Genomic DNA, 21,026 nt, shown 5'->3' on the forward strand with positions numbered 1-21,026 from the left:
TGTTTCGGTCAGAGTATATCGATACGCCGCAAAATCTGTAGTCGATTTCCCGGTTTGAAGCCATCGATCCTTTAATCATGGTCTATGCTGATAAGTGATGCAGTGGAGAACTGTGTCTGGTTGTTTTGATGTTTTGAACTCAAAACATTATTATGTCGCGCTTGTAACGTTTGAATACCGATTCCCTAAAAAGACTTTCCAATTCAGGAGGCTCCAAACGTGGGCGAGGTAGTTAAAGACGAATATCAGACGGATTACGTCGCAGGCCAGGACAATATTAGTCCTTTCGGCCTGGATCTCCACGCGCCGGTATTCCCGATTACGGCAATACTGGTCGTGCTTTTTGTGGTAGGAACCCTGATTTTCCCGACAGAGTCCAAAGAGCTTCTGGACGGGGCAAAGTGGGACATTATCGCAACATTTGACTGGTTCTTCCTGCTCAGCGCCAACGTCTTCGTGGTGGTGTGTCTGGCCTTGATTTTTATGCCGGTGGGCAAGATCCGGCTGGGCGGCGTGGATGCGAAACCAGAATTCTCGACGATGTCCTGGTTCGCGATGCTGTTTGCTGCCGGCATGGGCATTGGCCTTATGTTCTGGGCGGTTGCAGAGCCGACGGCATATTACACCGGCTGGTACGAAACGCCGTTTAACGTCGAGGCGAACACCCCTGAGGCCGCCAGGCTAGCCATGGGTGCAACCATGTACCATTGGGGCCTGCATCCCTGGGCGGTTTACGCCATTGTTGCCCTGTCTCTGGCATTTTTCGCGTTCAACAAGAACATGCCGCTGACCATCCGATCAGCCTTCTTCCCGTTGCTGCGGGACAAGGTGTGGGGCTGGCCTGGCCACATCATCGATATCCTGGCGGTAGTCGCCACGATCTTTGGTCTGGCTACCTCTCTCGGCTTCGGTGCCCAGCAGGCGGCATCCGGTCTGAGTTATCTGTTTGGTATCTCTGACGGCATCAATGTCCAGATGGCCATCATCGTGGGTGTAACTGCGGTTGCACTGGTCTCAGTGTTGCGTGGTTTGGACGGCGGTGTAAAAGTGCTCAGTAACATCAATATGAGCCTTGCCGGGATTCTGCTGTTCTTTATCATTTTCGCCGGCCCCACCATGACTGTGCTGGAAACCATGTGGGTGACCTCGTCCAGTTATATTGGCAACGTTCTTCCCCTGAGCAACCCGTTTGGCCGTGAAGACGAAGCCTGGTTCCAAGGTTGGACTGTATTCTACTGGGCCTGGTGGATCTCCTGGTCACCGTTCGTAGGTATGTTTATCGCCCGCGTTTCGCGAGGCCGCACGGTTCGGGAGTTTGTTACCGCAGTACTGATTATCCCGACGGTGATCACCGTGGTATGGATGAGCGCCTTTGGTGGCACGGCGCTGGAACAGATCCAGAACGGTATCGGTGCACTGGCAGCGAACGGCCTGACGGACGTTCCTCTTGCCATGTTCCAGATGTTCGAGAACCTGCCGCTGACCGGCATTATCTCGTTCGTGGGTATCATTCTGGTGCTGGTGTTCTTCGTAACGTCGTCGGACTCCGGGTCACTGGTTATCGACAGCATCACCGCCGGTGGCAAGACTGATGCACCGACCGCTCAGCGCGTTTTCTGGGTAGTCATGGAGGGTGCGATTGCCGCAGCGCTGATCTTTGGTGGTGGCGAAGACGCCCTGGGTGCCATCCAGGCGACGGCGATCAGTGCCGGCCTGCCATTTACAGCAATCCTGCTGATCATGACGTGGGGCTTGCTGAAGGGCCTGACCCATGAGCGCAAGCTTTTGGTTGCGAGAGGCGAGCTCTAAGAGCCTCATCGTAGTCGAAAAAAACCGGGGCTTTCGCCCCGGTTTTTTTATGCCCCTCTCCCCCGCGCTAGAGCGCGGCGAATACCTCCATGGCGTAATTGGCGCGCTCCTGCGGCGTGAAATGAGGACGTTTCAGGCGCTCAATGGTCCGCAAGCGCGGCAGCAAGCCCATCCCGTTGGCCATCTGGATCGCCAGGCCGGGCCGGGCATTCAGTTCCAGTAGCAGGGGGCCTTCGTGGGCGTCCACCACCAGATCCACACCCATGTAGCCGAGCCCGGTGGATTCATAGCAGCGGGACGCCATTTCCAGCATTTCGCCCCAGGCTTCAATCTCGATGTTCTCCAGGGCCAGGCCAGTGTCCGGATGCAGGGTTATTGGCTTGTTGAACTGAACGGCATTCAGGCTCCTGCCCGTACCGATGTCCAGGCCAACACCGACAGCGCCCTGATGCAGATTAGCCTTGCCGTCAGAGGCCTTTGTGGCAAGTCTCAGCATGGCCATTACCGGGTAGCCGCGAAATACCACAATACGAATGTCGGGAACGCCCTGGAAGGAATACCGAGCCAGTGTGGGTACCGATTCAACCAGACTTTCGACTATGGCTACATCCGGCGTGCCTGCCAGCGAGTACAGGCCGGCGAGGATGTTGGTGAGGTGGCGCTCCAGAGAGGAAGCGGAAATCCTCGATCCCGACGCCTTGACGTATTCGTCCTGATCGCGGCCGGTGATGACGGTGATACCCTTTCCGCCTGAACCCTTGGCTGGTTTGATGGCGAAACCGCCAAGATCTTCCGCCAACTGCCGGAAACCTGAAATTTCATGCTGCTGGCGAACCACCTGCAGCAGACGGGGCGTCTTGACTCCATATTCAGCCACGGCAAGTTTGGTCTTGAGCTTGTTGTCGACCAGGGGGTAAGAGGACCGCTCATTGTAACGGGCAATGTAATCCACATTGCGCCGGTTCATGTTGAGCATGCCCAGGCGGTTAAGGCGTCGCGGTGATATCCAGCCCATGTCAGTCATAGACCCTCATAGGCGTGAACCGCTTGAGTTCGCTCAACTTGTATCCGGTGTATTGGCCCATCAACAGGATCAGGCCCAGGATCACAAAGTGCAGTTCCGGGAAGTTGAAGGTCAGGTGACCTGCCAGCGGTGCGCTCATCAGGAGGTAGGCGCAGATGGCGACAAACATGCTGCCAGCCCCCTGAATAACGACTTCGTGGGCGCCTTCTTCCTCCCAGAGGATGGACATCCGCTCAATGGTCCAGGCAATGATGACCATGGGGAAGAAGGTCACGGTCATTCCGGTATTGAAGCCCATCTGGTAGCCAATGATGCTGAGCCCTGCGGTGATGAATATCACCAGTATGATCAGGGCTGAAATCCGGGATACCAGCAACAGGTTCAGACTAGAGAGGTAGCCCCGCATCATCAGGCCTATCGAGACCACGGACAGAAAGGCAATCAGGCCCGGGACCAGGGTTGTCTGGACGAACGCTACCGCGATCAGGACCGGCATGAAGGTGCCGGAGGTACGGATGCCGATCACAATGCGCATGAACGCGACCATGAGTGCGCCCAGGGGGAGCAGAAGTAGCATGCGAAACATGCTCTGCTCCTCGATGGGCAGTTCATAGAAACTGAGGAAGCCAAGCCCTTTGGAATCGAACTCCATGGTTGAAAGCTGCAGGGCGGGGACCGTCTGCCGGAGCATGGAGAAGCTCACTTCGGAATTGTCTCCGCCGACCACGTCCAGCAGCGAGGCAGAGCCCTGGCGCCACAACAGCAGGCTTTCTGGCACACCCTGCTCAGCCGTGTTCGGATCGAAGGTCAGCCACTGTTCTCCGTTGAATATCTGCAGGAAAGGCATCAGCGATTGCCGGCGTCGGGCGTCTTCCAGCTTTAACCCGTCGGCGGTCCGGGCCGGGATGCCGGAGTGGTTCAGCATGTCGACCAGCAGTTCGAGGTAGTCTTCCTCGGCCACCAGGAGGGTTGTGTTCTGGGTGCGGGTATCTGGCTGCATGAGACGGATCAACTCCCGGGTCATGCTTTCAGGCGTGCTGGACCGTTCTTCTGCCTGGGTCAGAATCTCCCGCACGGCCGTGGCCTGGGGCTCCTCCCAGAACATTTTCCGGGCTTTGGGCTCCTGGCTCGGGGGCCGGTCAATCGTTGAATCGTCTGGGATAAACTGGGTTTTGAAATACAGAGTCTGTCGCCCGGATACGTCTCGCTTGGTCCATTCCGCCCTGCGACTTCCGTTTTTCTCGATGATCGAGAACCCATAACCGGGAGATGCGGCCTGCTCAGAGAGTATCCGGAAACCGGGTGGGTTCTCCGGCACATTCAGGCTAGCGAGCACCGCACCGTCACTGGCGTCAAAATCCACTCGGGCTTCGATCATCCAGACCGGGCGCTGTTCACCGGCAAGCCAGGGAATCCCCAACTCGATGTGGCGCCAGATGGCCAGGGAAATGCCTGCGGCAATGAGGAGAAAAACAGCGACGTAGAAGGGCAAGCGGGAGCGGGGAGTCACGAGTCGTTCCTGTTGCTTAGGATTGAGTCGGGAAGTTTGGTGGCGAACTCCCTGCCGACATCGATCAACATGACGTCGCGCAGGACGTTGCGGCCGATCAGGACTTCGTAGGACAGATCATCTCTGTCCGTTAATGAGAATTCAGCGACCTGCTGGTAATCGCCGATTGCGAACTGGAGTTCAACCACAATCCGTCGTTCGGGATTCTCGGCGCTGGCCTGGGCAACCTTGACCCGTCGGGAAACCTCTTTTTCCAGAGTGACCAATTCATCAGTACCCGGTACCGGAACATCGAAGCGAACCCAGTTGCTGCCGTCCCGCTCAAAACGGGTGATATTACGGGCATCAATGGACGACGTCTCAGCCCCGCTGTCGATCCGGGCGGTATATACCTGCCCCGGATCCGCCAGATAGATCCTCTCCACTTCGCCGACAATGAGCTTGCCCTTCAATCGATCGGCAAGCCCCCGTGATGCATCGGCGCTGGGGCAAATGTCCTGGGGTTTGACAGAGGGGCAGCTTGGCTTCTCGACCTGGGTTCTGATGGCGTCAAGAATGGTTGCGGTGGTTTCCTGCTGTTTCCCCATTAACTGTTCATGTCGGACGGTGGCATTGCCTTCCATGGTCACGAGGGTGGCGCGCTGGGCCTGCACCGATGTGTTCAGGCTGTTCAGGTTTTGCTTGGGGACCATCAGGTAGCGATCCGACGAACAACCGGCAAGCAGCAATAATATGCTGCCAGCCAGCAGACCTGCTGAGAGAGAAGAACCAGCCCGCATCTGTTTTAAACCCATTAAGAACCCCTGCGCCGACAGCCGGTCACGCCGGTACATGGCTGAAGTGACGGACAGTCTGATGTTACTGAAGATTAGTAGGCGCAGGAGTATACAACAACCGAACTGTGTAGTTGCTTTACAGTTGGTTAAGAGGGCAATTTTTTCGAATGGGTCTCACGTGTCAATCGTAAGTGATTACCGGAATGGAAAATTGCCATCCCCGAGAGAGGTTTCGGAGCGCAGAAATTCCTGAATGACCGGTGAACAATTCAGATAGAACAGCAGGAGTTCCCGCTGCACATCCTGGTCCTGAATTCTGGCTGCATAACTGATGAGATCACGAATAGCTTCGTCGCTTCCGGTTTTGCGTCCAGACGGCTCGAAACTCTTGCCATAGCGGGCTTTCAGCAGGTTAGTCAGCCGTTCAAGGTGAAACTCCCCGGTGTGCGTTATGTGGGGCAGGATGCGGAATCGCCCGGAATCGCAGCCGCCAAACAACTCAGCATCGGCGTCGTTCGCCCTGCAGCCCGCTTGCATGAAGTCTGTTCCCAGTTTTCGCCAGAGTTCTTTCAGCATAATCCGTATTCCGTTTGCGATCCTTTTCGTGTCTTCCAGGCCGTTAAAAAAACGTAATGCCTAAAGACACAAGGATATTTAACCCTTGTAGACGATATTACGTGGCGCGTCTACAAACAGATGCCGCCGGTTTGTGGATTTGCAACCCAGTCGAGATCAGGAATGTGATCCATAGTGCCTGCCACGGGGCGATGCGAAAAAGGTTCCGCTGATGAGGTAGACTGTGGCCGTTGAGCATAATTCCGCTTTCGTTACTAATCACAAGCAGATACAGGAGTGCGTGCAGTGCCAGAGGCTGTCACCGATTTGATGGTATCCCGGCCGGATCTCATGGCCGGCTGGATGGGAGTGATGGTGATAGCAGTCTGCGTGCTGGCGGGGTTGGCTGTTCGGACCGCCTCTGAAAAACGCAGGTTGACAGCTGATCTTGAGACGCTGGAAACGGAACGAGCCGATGTCGAGCGACTGCTTCGGGAAGCCCAGCACGATAATGCGATGGATCGACAGCAATCCGAACATCTGGAAAAGGCCCTGGAGGAACAGGGAAACCGGCTGGCAAAACACGAGCAGGATCTTGAGCACTGGCGGCAGCGTGCCACAGGCCTGGAAAACCGCGTTGCCGGCCTGGAATCCGATCTGGAGGGGCGCAGAACGCGGATTGGTCAACTGGAAGGAGAGCGGGAGAGCCTGCAGCGGCGCTCAGAAGAACTGTCCAGCGAGTTGCATTCCGCTCGGGTGGCGTTGCGTGAGCAGGAGGTCACCCTGGACAAGGAACGCCGCGCCACGACTGAGAAGCTTGAGCTGCTGGAGCGCAACCGCGATACGCTGAAACAGGAGTTTGAGAACCTTGCCAACAAGATCTTCGAGCAGAAGAGCGAGCGTTTCAGCCAGCAGACCCGCACCAGCCTTGATACCCTGCTAAATCCTTTCCGCGATCAGCTTCAGGATTTCCGTAAGCGGGTGGAAGATGTCTACACCACCGAGACCCGCGATCGCCAGGCCTTGAGAAGTGAGATCAAGTCGCTGCAGGATCTGAATCGCCAGATCACCGAAGAGGCGTCGAATCTGACTCGTGCGCTGAAAGGCGACAAAAAGATACAGGGCAACTGGGGCGAGTTGATTCTGGAACGGGTGCTGGAGAAGTCCGGGCTTCGCAAGGGGGTGGAATACGAAACCCAGGGCAGCTACCGGGATGCTGACAACCAACTGCTGCGCCCTGACGTGGTTGTTCACTTGCCGGACAGCCGGAACCTGATCGTTGATTCCAAAGTGTCCTTGCTGGCGTATCAGCAATGGGTCACCGAGGAAGATGAAGTTGCCCGCGAGAACGCACTCAAAGAACATGTCGAGGCGGTCAGAAACCACATTCGCACCCTGAGCGAAAAAGACTACAGTCAGTTAAACGGGTTGCATTCGCCGGATTTCGTGTTGCTGTTCATGCCAATCGAGCCCGCGTTTGTGGCAGCATTTCAGCAGGACGAGAACCTCTTCGCAGAAGCCTTTGAGCGAAAGATTATCGTGGTAACACCAACCACATTGCTGGCAACCCTAAGGACCATCGAGAACATCTGGCGTTATGAACGGCAGAGCCAGAATGCCCGTCGGATTGCGGAGCGGGCCGGCGCGGTTTACGACAAGTTGCGGGTGTTTGTGGAAGCGATGGAGCGTCTCGGTGGCCAATTACATACGGCTCAGGGCACGTACGATTCGGCCATGAATACTCTTACCCGGGGGCGCGGCAACCTTATCTCCCAGGCGAACCGGTTTGTTGAGCTTGGCGTCAGGGTTAAGAAAGAGCTTCCAAAGGGCATTATGGACCAGGCGGAAGTGGATGCCGGGGATGTTCCCGACATCGAGGACGAATTGGACCCGTCAGAGACGGAAGAGCCGGCGATTGGCGCGGATAATCAGCAGGAGTAAGTGTCATGGCAGTATCGTATGGAAAAGGTCGTCAGCTGGCGTGTGGGCTGGTTCTCGCGTCGACATTGCTGGCGGGGCAGGCATTCGCATTGGCTCCGGAGCATGAGATGCGTCGCCTGATGCTGGCAACCGAGGAAGCCGTGGCTGCCGAAAGCTGGGGTGAAGCAGGGGAATACCTGAATCGATTGCAGCAGCTTGAAGGTAACAAGCCGGCGGATTATTTCTACTACCGCGGCCGGGTCATGTATCAGGCCAAGCACCTGAACGAAGCCCAGTCAGCGCTGGAGGCCTATGTGACCTCAGCTGGTACCGACGGGAGTCATTATCAGGAAGCGCTCAAGCTGATAACCGACGTGGAGAAAGCCCGCAGTGAACAGGCGGTGTCGCCACAGTCAGCCAACGGTGACGCTGGCAAGATCGCTGTGATTGAACCTGCCGGTGATCGACAGATCGAATCGCTGCGGGAGCTCTATCTGGCGGATAGTGACCGTGAAGCACTGTCCCTGCATCTCAACAGTTTGCTGGAAGTGGCCGGCTGGCGCGAGGATCAGACGATTGTGCAGGTGGATATGCCCGCGGACATCGAATACCGGGTAAGCACTGACGACAGTGCCGTCAACGTACAGGAAATTCGCCGCGATTCCGACGGCCGTGTGGTCAGAAAAAACCAGAGTTTGTCCGTTTATGGCATTAATCCCCAGGTCGAGTGGGCCTGTGAAGCGGCCGCCACCACGTGCTGGGTCTACGATCCCAGAGACGGTTCGCGACTGCTGCAATTGGCCATGAATCGCCGGCAGACCCAGGAAATTGCGCAAACGCTGGGGCGACTGATCCGCAACCTTCAGGACCCGGCAGGGTCCTGAAGGGGAATCAATCCTGCAGGTTGCCCCGTTCACCTTCCCGGTAAGCGCCCGGCGTGACACCGGTCCACTTCTTGAAGGCCCGGTGAAACGTTGAAGGCTCGGTGAACCCGACCTTGCCGGCGATGTCGTTGATTGGCAGCTCCTGCCGCCCAAGGTAGTAGATCGCCATGTCCCGCCGGAGCAGATCCTTGATCTCCTGAAACGACGTATTTTCCTGTTTCAGGCGCCGCCGCAGAGTTTGTGGACTGGTGTGTAATTCTGAGGCAATCCATTCGAAATCGGGCAAAGGCCTGGAAAAATCCCGCCCGATGAGCGCACGTATCCGGCCCGTGAAGGTGTTGCTTTCATCCGGCCGGGAGAGCAGGTCTGCCGGTGAGGTTTTCAGGAACTGCCGCATTTCGGACTTGTCCCGGATGACCGGGGCCGTGAGGAAGCGCTTATCAAACGTCAGCGCTGTCCGGTCGGATTCGAACACCAAAGGGCAGTGAAAAATGTGGCGGTACTCGTCGCCATGAGGCGGGCGGGGATAGTCGAACTCTGCCTGCTCCAGTTCAACCGGCTGGCCAATGAGCCAGCTTCCCAGCCGGTGCCAGATCACCAGCAGGCTTTCTCTCAGAAAGTAGGACGGATCGTGAATCTCACCCTCGATCCGGGTGACCAGTTGGGCGCTCTGACCTTCCGTAACCAGTTCCATCGTCACCATGGGTTCGAACAGCCGTGAGAACTGGAACGCCTGGCGGTAAACCGCTTCAAGGGTGGGGCAGTCGATCACCAGGGCGCACATGGTTGCAAAGGTGCCGCTGCGCGCCCGCCGGGGGCCCAGTCCCATGAATTCGTCATCCAGCCGATGCCACAACACCTGCATTAGCTGGCTGAACTGATCACTGCTGACCCGGGCCATCTCGATGCGCAGCAGGTCCGGAGAGATGTCGGCTGCCCGCAGCATTGCGTGAGTATCGAAGCCAAGTTGTTCGGCGCCCGCCAGGGCAGCCTGAACAAAGTGCTTTGAAACCGTCAGGTTGGACATGTTGCTCGCCATTCCATGTAAACGAGACCCATCATAAAACCCCCGTAGAACAATGCAACCGAAGGGATATCAGTGAGCTGGAAGAATCGGCCAATTGGAATGACGGAACCGGCAGTTGGCCCGCCTGGCAAAACCGTGCAGCATGAGGAAGTCTGCTACACCCGATAAAAAGAAACTGACTACGAAAGGAGAACAGCATGGCAGGTCCCCTGACCTCACTGAAAGTCCTGGACTTCAGCACCCTGTTGCCTGGCCCTTATGCGACCATGATGCTGTCCGACATGGGCGCGGAAGTGTTGCGGGTAGAGGCGCCGGACAGGGTGGATCTCACCAAGGTAATGCCGCCCTTCGACGGGAAGATCAGCACCGCCTTCTCTTATCTCACACGGGGCAAGGAAACCCTGCAGCTGAATCTGAAGCAGACTGAGGCGGTTGAGAAAGTGAAAGAGTTGGTGCTGGACTATGACATCGTGGTCGAGCAATTCCGGCCGGGTGTTATGGATCGCCTCGGCATTGGCTACGAAGCACTCAAGGCCATTAACCCGAAGCTCATCTACTGCGCCATCACCGGTTACGGCCAGACCGGCCCCTATCGAAACCGGGCTGGCCACGACATCAACTACCTCTCGCTCGCCGGAGTCAGCAGCCACTGTGGTCGCGCTGACAGCGGCCCACCACCCATGGGCATTCAGGTGGCAGACGTTGCCGGAGGCTCGCACCACGCCGTTATGGGCATCCTCGCTGCCGTGATTGAGCGACAGCAGACCGGGGAAGGGCAGTTTGTCGACATCAGCATGACGGATGCTGCCTTCGCACTGAATGCCATGTCCGGTGCCGCCTGCCTGGCCGGTGGTCAGGAGCAGGCACCCGAGACTGCGCTGCTGAATGGCGGTTCCTTCTACGATTACTACCGAACCCGGGACAACCGCTGGCTGTCCATCGGCAGCCTTGAGCCCCAATTCTCGGCACGCCTTTGCGAAACGCTCGGCCTGAGTGAGATGAAGAGTTTTGCCCTGAGCCAGAATCCGGAACATCAGCAAGCCCTGAAAGCGGCGCTCAAGGAAAAGATCTCCGAAAAGACGCTGGCGGAGTGGCAGGAAATCTTTGCGGACCAGGATGCGTGTGTGGAGCCTGTGCTGACGATTGCTGAGGCGGCCGAGCATCCGCAGTTGAAGGCGCGGGGCATGGTGGTTGAGGTTGATCGGGGCGATGGTCAACTGCAAAAGCAACTTGGGTTCCCCGTCAGGTTCACAAAGGGCTCTGATTAATCCTTCCCTCATGGGCGGCGAATCGAGCGAGAAGTGCTGCCCCATCCTGTTTTCCGGTTTTGTGAATTCCTGTTCAGTTTTTTCTGGTCGAACGAGAGGGCTCTGCTAGCTTTATTAGTGTCGCCGACAACGGTGAAACCGTAGTGAACAAGTATAAGGATGACACTATGAAGATCAGGAATAAACGCACATGGTGGTGTGGGCGAGGGCTTGCACTCATTTTGGTGAGCAGTGGTTTCCTCTCTGGCTGTTTTGATGGTGGCAGTTCATCGGGAGGCGCTGGAAACTCTGTTGACACCAATCTCTTCCCTGCTGACGGTCAATTAGAAGCTACCATTCGGCGCACTACTGGCGGTGTGCCTCATATCACTGCTGACAACCTGAAATCAGCGGCCTTTGGCCACGGTTATGCACAGGCGCAAGACAACGTTTGCATGCTGGCTGAAGCGATCGTTAAGGCTCGTAGCGAGCGTGCCAAGTATTTCGGTCCCGGGCCCGATGTCGAATTTGCCCCCGGAGCAAGTGTAGGGCTGAACATCATCAATGACTTCAGTTATAAGGCGCAGCAGATTTATGCGGGAGCAGAGTCCGAATTTGAGACACTAAGCCCCGAAAGTCGCGCGCTAATAGAAGGGTTCACTGACGGATATAACCGTTACGTCAATGAAACCGCTCCGACTGACCTGCCAGTGGAATGTGCCGGTCAGGACTGGGTAAAACCTATTACTCCTGTGGATCTGCTTGCCCATTATCGTATCGTTGGTCAATATGCCAGTGGGGCGTTATTTGCGACTGGTGCTGTTTTCTTGGCGGTGCCCCCAGGAGAAAGCCCGGCGCCAAGCGTTGTAAGTTCGATTGCGAATGCGGAAGAGGTGGAGACTCTCCTCAAGAATGTCGTTGCAACTGCTCAAGCCAAAGCCAAGTCCAATAAGAACTTCTCGGACATGGGGCTGGCCAGTAACGCTTGGGGAATCGGAAAAAACATGACCGAGCAAGGGCGCGGTGCTCTTTTAGCGAACCCCCATTTCCCGTACACCGGCCACCGGCGTTTGTATGAGGTACAAATGACCGTTCCAGGTTATTTGAACGTTCATGGTGCTGGTCTTCTGGGAACCGCAATTCCGTTGATCAACTTCAATGAGAATCTAGCTTGGTCCCACACCGTTACAACCAGCCGCCGTTTTACTTGGTACGAACTTGTTCTCAAGCAAGGGGAAGATCTGACGTATGTTAAGGATGGAATTGAGAAACCAATTACCACCGAGACTTATCAAATTGAAGTAAGCATGGACGGTATGCCTGAACCCCTAGTTCTGGAGAGGACTTTCTACTTCTCCGAATATGGACCAATGATTGCAGCGAACGCTGTGAGCAGCCAATTACCGGCATGGGGCGATAATGGCGCCTTAAATACCTCCTCATTCGTAGCGCACACTTATCGCGACGCGAATGCCAATACCGGGGGGCTTCTCGACACTTGGTTGCAGATGAGTCGAGCAAGTAATCTTGATGAGTTCCAGGGTGTTTTCAAGAACTGTGGTTCCACTCTTTGGACAAATACCACCTATGCCGATGATCAGGGTAATGCCTTTTATATTGATAGTAGCTCCGTACCTAATCTCTCCGAAAAAGCGATTGCGCTGGTTAATTTCAGGCGGGCGGCTAGCGAGGCTTATTCCGGTCTTTTTGACCAAGGTGTGACACTTCTGGATGGAAGGTTGTCTCAAGAGGACTGGGTTGAAACGGACTGTGGTTCGCTGGTTCCCTATGAGCAGAAGCCAAAGCTGGTGCGCTCAGACTGGGTCCAGAACTCGAACAGCAGCTATTGGTCTACGAACCCGGACGAGTTCCTGACCGGCTACTCGCCGCTTTTCGGTGATGAGAGAGCACCGATCAATCCTCGTACCCGACTGGGCATCAAGATGCTTCAGAACCCAATGGATGCAGGTTTCCCTGGTGCACCGCTACCAGCAGGCCAAGACGGAAAGTTCAGTGCTGAAGAGCTGATTGGAGTGATCTGGAACAATCGAGCTTGGTATGCCGAGCAGCTTTTGCCTGAACTTCTCCAACGCTGCGATGACATAGGTAGCACAACAGTGAATGGTGTCGACCTCTCGTCTTGGTGCGAGTCATTGGGTAGCTGGGATGGTTTGTACAATAAAGACAGTGTTGGAGCACACATTTTCCGTGTATTCATGGCAAATTACAGGGGCGATCTTGGCACCGACCTAACAACACCGTTTAATCCTGACGACCCTGTAGGAACTCCTGCTGATCCTTCTCAGGAGAATGCAGGTACAGCCAACGATAAGATGCTCCTAGCACTTGCAGATGGTGTAGTGGCATTGCAGTCCCAAAGTATTCTGCCGACAGATGCATTGGGCAGTCTCCAATACTATCAAGCCTCTGGAGGGGTGGTGCCGGGTAGTGGCGGGACGCCTGTTTTCCAGACTCAGCGTATTCCTTGGCATGGCGGTGATGGAAATATTGATGGCGCGTTCAATGCCATTGGAGTGGTGACGGATGCATATGCAGAGGACACTAGATTCCCCCGCGTTGCACCAACAACCTTACCTGATACTGCGGGGCTTTCGGACGGCTCAAATGGTATTGACGGTTGGCTGATGGCAAGGGGGACTAGTTGGCATTTCGGACTAGAGTTCACGAACAATGGACCGAAGGCGTTTGGTCTCGTGAGCTACTCTCAGTCAACCGATGCTATGTCTCCTTATTTTAGCGATCAGAGCGAACAGTACTCCAATAAGGAATATCGTCCTCTACTCTTCTCTGAGTCAGAAATAGAGGCAAACGTTCTCCCTCAAGGGGAGGTCGTAATCTCTCAGTAATTAGAATTGACGGGGCCAGCGCTTTGTTGGCCCTCGTGTTCATGGCGAACTGTTCGAGAAGGATGGAACTACTTTTTAGTAGGTCCCTAGAGAATACCGTATCCTACGCTAGAGCACTGCTGAAAAACGACGAAAACTGGCTATTGAATTAGGAGGTATTCAGATCGGCTTGCTAACGGTGGGCTGTGTTAGATTGAGCAAGCCTTTGCCGATGAGTTGACCTTTTGGGATTTGGAATAGGGCCTATTATTTAATGTCGTCGGGGCCTTCTCGCGAACAAAACTTGGATCCGGAAAAGTTGACAATCACCTCCTTTACACCATTTTGATTGAGAATTCCCTTACCGCCACTTCCCCTTTTCGACTTGGTCGAAAACTGCCAACCTGAAGTCCAGATCGTAATCGAGCTGAATGTGTTTCTTGCGGGCGGGAAAAACCTCGCCTATCTGCTAATTCTCCATACGACAACCTATTTCAGGGCGGAATGCCAGAAACAAAAAAGCCCCGACCTAGGTCGGGGCAACCCGTTTCAGGGTGACCAGTTTTAGTTTTGGTCAAGCGCCTTTGGCAGGGTCTCACTTTCACCGAGAGACGCGTTGATGGCAGCAGCGACGTCAGCCCCAACAACAGCGCCAGCGTCGGCACCAGGAATCGCTCCGCCGCTAATTGCACCCACGGTGTGTGCAATCATTGCAGTGAATGCCGGTGTGGTGTCTGAAACACCTCCTGGGCATGCTTCATTGGGCTGAATTGGTGAAACAATAGTGCCATGGTTGGCGTCGCTACAAGGGTTGGTACCATCAAAGAAGCTTGCCAGTGGCATACCCGCTGAGTTCGGAGTGCTGCTATCCATGATGCTTAATCCAGCATTGTCAGCCAGTGTATTTCCAGCTGTGGGGTCTATGCCTTGGTCGATCAGTGCCAGCATCGGTTCTGTGCCAGCCAGCGGAGCAGAGAATGCCTCGCCTAGAGTATTGACGTTAGCTTCATTCGGCACAACGGTATCCCCGGTAACCTCAGTCAGCAGGAGGTTGCTCGTGGAGCTGCCGAGCCCCTCCACGAAGGATACTGGGTCTCCTGCATCTACGACTGACTGGAAGACGTAGAAGAAACTTTCAAAGTCCGAGGAGCCTTGGGTGACGTTTTGTTCTGCCAGTCCGCCCAGAATGGGTGTTGAGAACGCTGGTGAGTTTTCGATCAAGCGAGTCACCTGTGAGCCTGCATTGTGCAGCACCACCGATGAAAGCGGCGGATAGCCCAAGGTGCCACCACTTGCCAAGCTTAGGGTTCCGTCCAAGCTGGCGTTGAGAGTGGCATCATTGTTCAGGCTTGAGAACGTTGCACCGACAATCCCTCCTAGAGAGTTCCCAGCGAAGTTCACTGGTAAGCCAGCGAGGTCTGGAGCGAAGTCACCATTAATATCCATGGTCTGGAGTGTGGCCGTAACGTTCAGTAAATCTACAACCGCTTGGCGGAGGTTGTCGCTGCTACCCATCATATTGAGAGGGTTGATGAACAAGCTTCCAGACTCGACTTCTCCGATACTTGTTGCTGAGACCGGGTTTAGCGATTCATCGGCCGTGTAATTGAAGTGACGTTCGCCGGCATAGTCAGAGTTTCTCATCAACGTCAGCTGTGCCTCTAGCTCCGGAGGGAGACTACCTGACCCTATTGCCGCATCAAGTGTTGCATTCAGAGTTGCACCGTCCAGGGGGGCTAAGCCGGGAATTTGGCCGGGCGCTGCATCAGAACCTCCAAGACCGTGTAGCGGAAGATCGATGGTAACAACTGCCTGACAAGCTTGATTTGCAATCAGGATGGCAGGAAGCATTGCTGCGCTTCGATCGGTAGTAATGCCGTGCTGAAAAATAGTGACACCAACCGGATCAGTCCCTGCACCACAGGCAGCTGGCGCATTTGCAGGATCCGGATAGTAAACGGTGGTTGGAACCGTTATGTCAGCCTGTTTCTGCGGGAAGGGGAAGTAGCCATTGACGTTGAGTTGGCCGTCGATGTCTCGAAGGAATCGAAAAACATCCTGGGAGGCGCTACCTGTCAGAGATTCGTTAAGATCCGCTTCGAGGCTAGTGCTCCCCTTCCAATAGCCGTCAACTAGTCCTCTGCCATCCGCACCTGGCAGGTGCTGGAAGTAAGGCAGGGTGATAGCACCTTGAGAGACTTTAATCTGTGTGGCCGCCTGAGCAATCGGGTTCGTCGCAAGATCAAGACTGTCGATAGTTGCAAGGTCTATCGCATCACCGTTCGAGAGTATGATGTTGGGGCGAGGCGAAGGAAGGTGAAGTGTGTCTCCAACTTCGGCTGTGATTGCAGCCTCAATATCGGCGGGAGCCGTCAACGCCTGAGCCTGTCCCAGAGCGGTTATCGCACTCAGCTCTTGGGCAGAAAGATCCGCAGGATCTACAGTGGTTCCAAGGCCGGCGGCCAACTCAGCGAGTTCGCCTAGTTTGGTTGTCAGCTGTGAAAAATTCAGTGTCGGATAGTTGTCTTGAACGGCCTTAAGTTGGGCCGTAAATCCGACTTTTTGACCCAGTGCGGTACCAAATTCTGCTGGCGCCATCATCGCCCGAAGTACGTCAGTATCTGCGTTTGTCGTAAAGGTGTACGCAAGAGCGGATTCTGGCGTGTCATCCGGGATAGCCTCGGCCAAGAAGCCATTGGCGAGGGCGTCAGAGGCTTGCAGCAGACTCTTTACGTTCCCGAGCGCAGAGTTACCAAGAACCCCGTCGGCAAGTTGGACGTCCTGCACGGATCTTGCGATCGGTTTTCCGTTCGCGCCGACAATGTCATTGGTTGCGACTACCAGATATTTTTGGTCTTCGAGTAAAGGTTTTAAAGGAACAACTCGAATTGCGTTATCAGTCCCGCCGTCAACGCTGACTACATCAGCTCGGAAGCTCGGCCATGACGTTGGAGCTTGGAACGGATCTGCTTCGTTAATGCTAGAAGGATTGGTGTTCGGTAGTGCTTCAGGAACGCCTTCCACAGCATCATTCACGTTGAGTGGAAGTACAAAGACAGTCGCATTTGCAACGACGGAGGCTTTGTTCAGCGATCCGTCAAACTTAAGTGTGAATGCGCCGGATGTCGAAAAGCCGGAAAGGCGATTAACAGCATCGTCTGCAGGAGTGGTTCCAGTTGACAGCCCAGTAAAGTCGTAGTTGGCACTTTGAGTTGCACCCAGCAACAGGATCAGGTCCGAGTTGATCGGAAAAGCCGGTTCTTCGGCGATCGGGTTAGGATCATAGATTGGTCGGACAATAGATCTGTCAATGGTTGTGTCATTGATCCTGTAATCCGGATTAGCATTCGCCCCAGAATCGCCACTATCGAAGCAGCCTGAAAGTCCAAGGGAAGACGCCACGGCAACACTTATTAGAGTTTTCTTGAACATGGGTGGAACCTTTTCCTGTTGTTGTGTCGTTATGTTCGGCAGCTGACGGGGCCGGTCTGATCCGGTAAGCCCGTTGTCAGTGGCCTGTTCTGCTTGAATCTGTTGTCTGAAATTGTAGCCAGCGCTTTGAGCCAATTTCTGTAGCTTTGACTATAGCGACAGTATGGCAAGTGTTGATCAGCCGAAAGTGTGATTCTGACTGTTTGAAACCTCCCCGCACGGTTGGAGATTGGTCTTTGTGCAAAATAGTTGGCACTGAACCGTTTGTCGAGCCGGTGGCTGTCTGTTTTATGGGGATTTTTGAGGAATGTGGGCTATGCCCGACGGCAGGAAATCCGCCGGGCGTTGGGCTTATTCAAAGGCGGAAAAATCCGGTTGCCGTTTTTCCACGAACGCCCGGAAGGCCTCGGCCGCTTCCGGCGACTTGAGCCGCTCGGCGAAGAGCTCTCCCTCTGCGACCATGGTTTCCGTTAACTGGTTCAGCGTAGGGCGGTTCAGTAGTTCTTTCGTGGCACGGATGGCTGCCGGTGCCTGTTTGGCCAGTTGCGAGCAGGCCTCGAGGGCCCTTGCCTCGGTCTTTGCCGGCTCGCAGACGCGGTTGATCAGTCCCAGGCGGGCTGCGTCGTCTGGAGTGAAGGCGCCACCGAGCATTAACAGCTCGGCTGCCCGTACCCGCCCGATCCAGGAGGGCAGGAGCAGGCTGGAGCCACCTTCCGGACACAGCCCGAGGTTCGCAAACGGCATCTGGAATCGAGTGTTGGTGCCGGCGAACACCAGGTCGCAGTGAAGCAGCATGGTGGTACCGATTCCGACCGCAGGGCCATTAACCGCCGCTACGACCGGCTTCGCCCTCCGTCGAATCCCTCGCCCGAGCGATTTTCTGGTAAACTCTGGCCTCCTGATTTTCGATGACACGAAATAACGATATCAAGCTGATGAGGCGCCTATGACCACCGTAATCCGCCAGGACGACCTGATTGAAAGCGTAGCGGACGCGCTGCAGTTCATTTCCTACTACCACCCGAAAGATTTCATTGATGGTGTGTATGAGGCTTATCAGAAGGAAGAGTCCCAGGCGGCCAAAGACGCCATGGCTCAGATCCTGATCAACTCTCGCATGTGTGCGGAAGGGCATCGCCCCCTGTGTCAGGACACTGGCATTGTGACGGTCTTCGTCAACATCGGTATGAACGTCCAGTGGGACTGCGAGATGGCCCTGGATGATGTGATCAATGAAGGCGTGCGTCGCGCCTATACCCATCCGGACAACGTGCTGCGTGCCTCGATCCTGGATGATCCGGACGGCAAGCGTAAGAACACCGGCGATAACACCCCGGCCATCATTCATTACAAGATGGTTCCGGGCGATACGGTTGAAGTGCATGTTGCGGCCAAGGGTGGCGGTTCAGAGGCCAAGTCCAAGTTTGCCATGCTGAACCCGTCCGATTCGGTGGTGGACTGGGTTCTGAAGATGGTCCCGCAGATGGGGGCGGGCTGGTGCCCGCCGGGGATGCTGGGCATTGGCATTGGCGGCACCGCCGAGAAGGCGATGGAGATGGCCAAGGAATCCCTGCTGGATCCGATCGACATTCACGATCTGAAAGAGCGCGGCGCGTCGAACAGAGCCGAGGAACTGCGTCTTGAGCTGTTCGACAAGGTGAACGATCTGGGTATCGGTGCCCAGGGGCTCGGTGGCCTGACCACGGTTCTGGACGTGAAGGTCAAGGATTACCCGACCCACGCAGCCAATAAGCCGGTGGCCATCATCCCGAACTGTGCCGCGACCCGTCACGCGCATTTCACCCTCGATGGCACCGGACCGTCCCTGCAGACGCCGCCGCGCCTGGAAGACTGGCCGGAAATTACCTGGGAAGTGGGTGACAACGTGCGTCGCGTGAACCTCGATACGGTGACTCCGGAAGACGTGAAAGACTGGCAGCCCGGTGAGACCGTTCTGTTGTCCGGCAAGATGCTGACTGGTCGTGACGCGGCCCACAAGAAGATGGTCGATATGATTGAGAAGGGCGAGGAGCTGCCGGTCGATCTGAAGGGCCGTTTCATCTACTACGTGGGCCCGGTTGATCCGGTACGCGAAGAAGTGGTCGGCCCCGCCGGTCCCACTACCGCGACCCGGATGGACAAGTTCACTCACACCATGCTGGAGAAGACTGGTCTCACGGGCATGATTGGCAAGGCCGAGCGTGGCCAGGTCGCGATCGACGCGATTAGTGAGTTTGGTGCGGTGTACCTGATGGCCGTGGGCGGCTCTGCCTACCTCGTGTCCAAGGCCATCAAGCATGCCGAGGTGGTTGCGTTCCCGGAGCTGGGGATGGAAGCCATCTACGAGTTCGAGGTTGAGGACATGCCGGTCACCGTGGCAGTGGATTCACGCGGCTCCTCCGTGCACCAGACTGGCCCTGCTGAATGGCACGATAAGATCATCGCTGCCAAGGCCGTTTGATTCTCCAGACCGGAGAATAATAAAAAAGGGTGAAGCCGCGGCTTCACCCTTTTTTTGTGGCTGCTGGGTCAGGACGAGCAGCTGATATTGAGGTGTTTGCCCCAGTCTGGTGGCGGAGCGGCGTATTGCTCGTTGTCAGGTTGTTCGTCGAAGGGCCGCTCAAGAACTTTCAGCAAGGCCTTCATCGGTTCGTAGTCCCCGTTCTGGGCCTCCTGAATAACCTGTTGCGCCAGATAGTTGCGCAGAATGTACTTGGGATTCACCGAACGCATGGCGGTTTCCCGTTCGCCATGGGCTCGGATTTCAAGCGCCAGTCGCTCTTCGTAACGCCTGAGCCACTCATCGGCCACGCTGCGATCCACAAACAGGTCCCGAATGGGACCATTTCCATGGGCGTGAAGATTGGAGAGCGCCCGGAAGAACGCCGTGTAATCTATGTGGTGCTCATGCAGCATGCTGAAGGTGTCCATGATCAGGCCCAGATCCGACTCGTGCTCCTGCTGCAGTCCGAGTTTATCCCGCATGTTTTGCAGAAAGCGGGCGTTGTAGGCGATCTCATAACGGCGCAGGCCGCGGCGCACCGTATCCTCGTCCATAACCGGTAACAGGGCATTGGCCAGGTACTGGCAGTTGGTGAAGCCCACCTGAGGCTGACGGTTATACGCGTAACGGCCGCCCTGGTCGGTGTGGTTGCAGATGTAGCCCGCGTCAAAATCGTCGAGGAACGCGTAAGGGCCATAATCAAAGGTATCGCCAATAATGGACATGTTGTCACTGTTCATCACCCCATGGCAGAAACCGACTGCCTGCCAGTCTGCAATCAGTCGGGCAGTGCGCTCCACCACCTCTTCGAACCAGCGCCGGTGTCTTTCCTCTTCCGGTAGCTTGATCAGGTGGGGGAAGTGCAGTGAGATCACGTGCTCGATCAGGGTTTTTACCGTTTCTGGCCCCTCATGATGGGCAGCGAACTCAAAATGGCCGAAGCGAATGTGGCTCTGGGCAACACGTAACAGCGCGGCCGCGGTTTCGATGGACTCGCGCCGTACCGGGTCCTTCGCGCTGATCATGAACAGCGCGCGGGTGGTCGGAATCCCCAGACCTTCCATGGCTTCGCTGCACAGATACTCTCGAACGGTGGAACGCAACACCGCCCGGCCGTCGCCGAAGCGCGAGTAGGGGGTCATGCCGGCACCCTTGAGATGCCAGTCCCAGCGCCGGCCATCCGCCCCCACGGTTTCCCAGAGCAGAAGCCCCCGGCCATCGCCCAGCTCCGGGTTATACATGCCGAACTGGTGGCCGGTGTATTTCATGGCAACGGGGTCCATCCCCTCAAGCAGTTCTGCGCCCGCGCCAACCTGCATCCATTCCTCCGGGTTCTCGGTGTGGAATCCCATGTCGTCGGCAAGCGCGTGGTTGAAACATACCATTTTGGGCTCTCGCAGCGGGCTCGGCTTGACCCGGGCGTAGAAACTGTCGGGGAGCTCCAGATAGCGATGTTCAACACGAAAAACGTTGCTGGTCATAAAATGCCTATA

Annotated in this window: 14 protein-coding genes; 6 read left to right on the plus strand and 8 right to left on the minus strand. The window is 55.9% G+C overall.

The window, feature by feature from the left end; all coding sequences use genetic code 11:
• Positions 1-219 precede the first annotated feature (219 nt).
• On the plus strand, positions 220-1,809 hold the full coding sequence (locus KZO34_RS15455) for a BCCT family transporter (protein WP_219477736.1): 1,590 nt from the start codon (positions 220-222) through the stop codon (positions 1,807-1,809).
• Between the two features lie 67 nt (positions 1,810-1,876).
• Here the strand turns inward: KZO34_RS15455 and KZO34_RS15460 are convergent, their stop codons facing one another.
• The 4 genes from KZO34_RS15460 to KZO34_RS15475 form a co-directional block, all read right to left on the minus strand.
• Positions 1,877-2,824 carry an alpha-L-glutamate ligase-like protein gene (locus tag KZO34_RS15460; protein ID WP_219477854.1) on the minus strand — a complete coding sequence of 316 codons (948 nt, stop codon included), beginning with the start codon at positions 2,822-2,824 and terminating at the stop codon, positions 1,877-1,879.
• A gap of 1 nt (position 2,825) precedes the next feature.
• The gene (locus KZO34_RS15465; protein ID WP_219477737.1) at positions 2,826-4,343 is read right to left on the minus strand and encodes an inactive transglutaminase family protein; all 1,518 of its coding nucleotides are present in this window, start codon (positions 4,341-4,343) and stop codon (positions 2,826-2,828) included.
• Complete coding sequence (locus tag KZO34_RS15470; RefSeq protein WP_257900441.1) at positions 4,340-5,137, minus strand: ATP-dependent zinc protease family protein; 798 nt, start codon at positions 5,135-5,137, stop codon at positions 4,340-4,342. Before KZO34_RS15470 ends, KZO34_RS15465 begins: the two co-directional genes overlap by 4 nt.
• A gap of 177 nt (positions 5,138-5,314) precedes the next feature.
• Complete coding sequence (locus KZO34_RS15475; RefSeq protein WP_219477738.1) at positions 5,315-5,695, minus strand: hypothetical protein; 381 nt, start codon at positions 5,693-5,695, stop codon at positions 5,315-5,317.
• A gap of 495 nt (positions 5,696-6,190) precedes the next feature.
• Between KZO34_RS15475 and KZO34_RS15480 the strand changes: the two genes are divergently transcribed.
• Together KZO34_RS15480 and KZO34_RS15485 are read left to right on the plus strand one after the other, a co-directional pair.
• Positions 6,191-7,615, plus strand: a complete 1,425-nt coding sequence (locus tag KZO34_RS15480; RefSeq protein WP_219477856.1) for a DNA recombination protein RmuC — start codon at positions 6,191-6,193, stop codon at positions 7,613-7,615.
• Positions 7,616-7,620: 5 nt separating this feature from the next.
• Entirely contained in the window at positions 7,621-8,478 is an 858-nt protein-coding gene (locus KZO34_RS15485) for a hypothetical protein (RefSeq protein ID WP_219477739.1), read from the plus strand.
• 7 nt (positions 8,479-8,485) lie between these two features.
• Here the strand turns inward: KZO34_RS15485 and KZO34_RS15490 are convergent, their stop codons facing one another.
• Positions 8,486-9,505: an AraC family transcriptional regulator gene (locus KZO34_RS15490; protein WP_219477740.1), complete on the minus strand. Its 1,020-nt coding sequence runs from the start codon at positions 9,503-9,505 to the stop codon at positions 8,486-8,488.
• A 197-nt stretch (positions 9,506-9,702) separates the two neighbouring features.
• On the opposite strand from KZO34_RS15490, the gene KZO34_RS15495 reads away from it, so the two are divergent.
• Positions 9,703-10,773, plus strand: coding sequence for a CaiB/BaiF CoA transferase family protein (locus KZO34_RS15495; RefSeq protein ID WP_219477741.1), 1,071 nt, complete (start codon positions 9,703-9,705; stop codon positions 10,771-10,773).
• 167 nt (positions 10,774-10,940) lie between these two features.
• Positions 10,941-13,619, plus strand: coding sequence for a penicillin acylase family protein (locus KZO34_RS15500; protein ID WP_219477742.1), 2,679 nt, complete (start codon positions 10,941-10,943; stop codon positions 13,617-13,619).
• A 543-nt stretch (positions 13,620-14,162) separates the two neighbouring features.
• Here the strand turns inward: KZO34_RS15500 and KZO34_RS15505 are convergent.
• Together KZO34_RS15505 and KZO34_RS15510 are read right to left on the minus strand one after the other, a co-directional pair.
• Positions 14,163-17,030, minus strand: coding sequence for an MECDP-synthase (locus tag KZO34_RS15505; protein WP_219477743.1), 2,868 nt, complete (start codon positions 17,028-17,030; stop codon positions 14,163-14,165).
• A gap of 351 nt (positions 17,031-17,381) precedes the next feature.
• Positions 17,382-17,945 (minus strand): enoyl-CoA hydratase-related protein, encoded by a 564-nt coding sequence (locus KZO34_RS15510; protein ID WP_219477744.1) that lies wholly within the window; start codon positions 17,943-17,945, stop codon positions 17,382-17,384.
• Positions 17,946-17,976: 31 nt separating this feature from the next.
• On the opposite strand from KZO34_RS15510, the gene KZO34_RS15515 reads away from it, so the two are divergent.
• Positions 17,977-19,491: a fumarate hydratase gene (locus tag KZO34_RS15515; RefSeq protein WP_219477745.1), complete on the plus strand. Its 1,515-nt coding sequence runs from the start codon at positions 17,977-17,979 to the stop codon at positions 19,489-19,491.
• Between the two features lie 68 nt (positions 19,492-19,559).
• On the opposite strand, the gene KZO34_RS15520 is transcribed toward KZO34_RS15515, so the two are convergent.
• Positions 19,560-21,014, minus strand: a complete 1,455-nt coding sequence (locus tag KZO34_RS15520) for a protein adenylyltransferase SelO (RefSeq protein WP_219477746.1) — start codon at positions 21,012-21,014, stop codon at positions 19,560-19,562.
• Positions 21,015-21,026 lie beyond the last annotated feature (12 nt).

This window comes from Marinobacter sp. F4206, assembly GCF_019392195.1.
Classification (GTDB): domain Bacteria; phylum Pseudomonadota; class Gammaproteobacteria; order Pseudomonadales; family Oleiphilaceae; genus Marinobacter.

Bases quoted from the DNA above. Each gene is read 5' to 3' on its own strand.
- KZO34_RS15490 (WP_219477740.1), bottom strand. From the start codon at position 9,505: ATGTCCAACCTGACGGTTTCAAAGCACTTTGTTCAGGCTGCCCTGGCG.
- KZO34_RS15480 (WP_219477856.1), top strand. From the start codon at position 6,191: ATGGATCGACAGCAATCCGAACATCTGGAAAAGGCCCTGGAGGAACAG.
- KZO34_RS15520 (WP_219477746.1), bottom strand. From the start codon at position 21,014: ATGACCAGCAACGTTTTTCGTGTTGAACATCGCTATCTGGAGCTCCCC.
- KZO34_RS15500 (WP_219477742.1), top strand. From the start codon at position 10,941: ATGAAGATCAGGAATAAACGCACATGGTGGTGTGGGCGAGGGCTTGCA.
- KZO34_RS15460 (WP_219477854.1), bottom strand. From the start codon at position 2,824: ATGGGCTGGATATCACCGCGACGCCTTAACCGCCTGGGCATGCTCAAC.
- KZO34_RS15495 (WP_219477741.1), top strand. From the start codon at position 9,703: ATGGCAGGTCCCCTGACCTCACTGAAAGTCCTGGACTTCAGCACCCTG.
- KZO34_RS15485 (WP_219477739.1), top strand. From the start codon at position 7,621: ATGGCAGTATCGTATGGAAAAGGTCGTCAGCTGGCGTGTGGGCTGGTT.
- KZO34_RS15515 (WP_219477745.1), top strand. From the start codon at position 17,977: ATGACCACCGTAATCCGCCAGGACGACCTGATTGAAAGCGTAGCGGAC.
- KZO34_RS15470 (WP_257900441.1), bottom strand. From the start codon at position 5,137: ATGGGTTTAAAACAGATGCGGGCTGGTTCTTCTCTCTCAGCAGGTCTG.
- KZO34_RS15505 (WP_219477743.1), bottom strand. From the start codon at position 17,030: ATGTTCAAGAAAACTCTAATAAGTGTTGCCGTGGCGTCTTCCCTTGGA.
- KZO34_RS15475 (WP_219477738.1), bottom strand. From the start codon at position 5,695: ATGCTGAAAGAACTCTGGCGAAAACTGGGAACAGACTTCATGCAAGCG.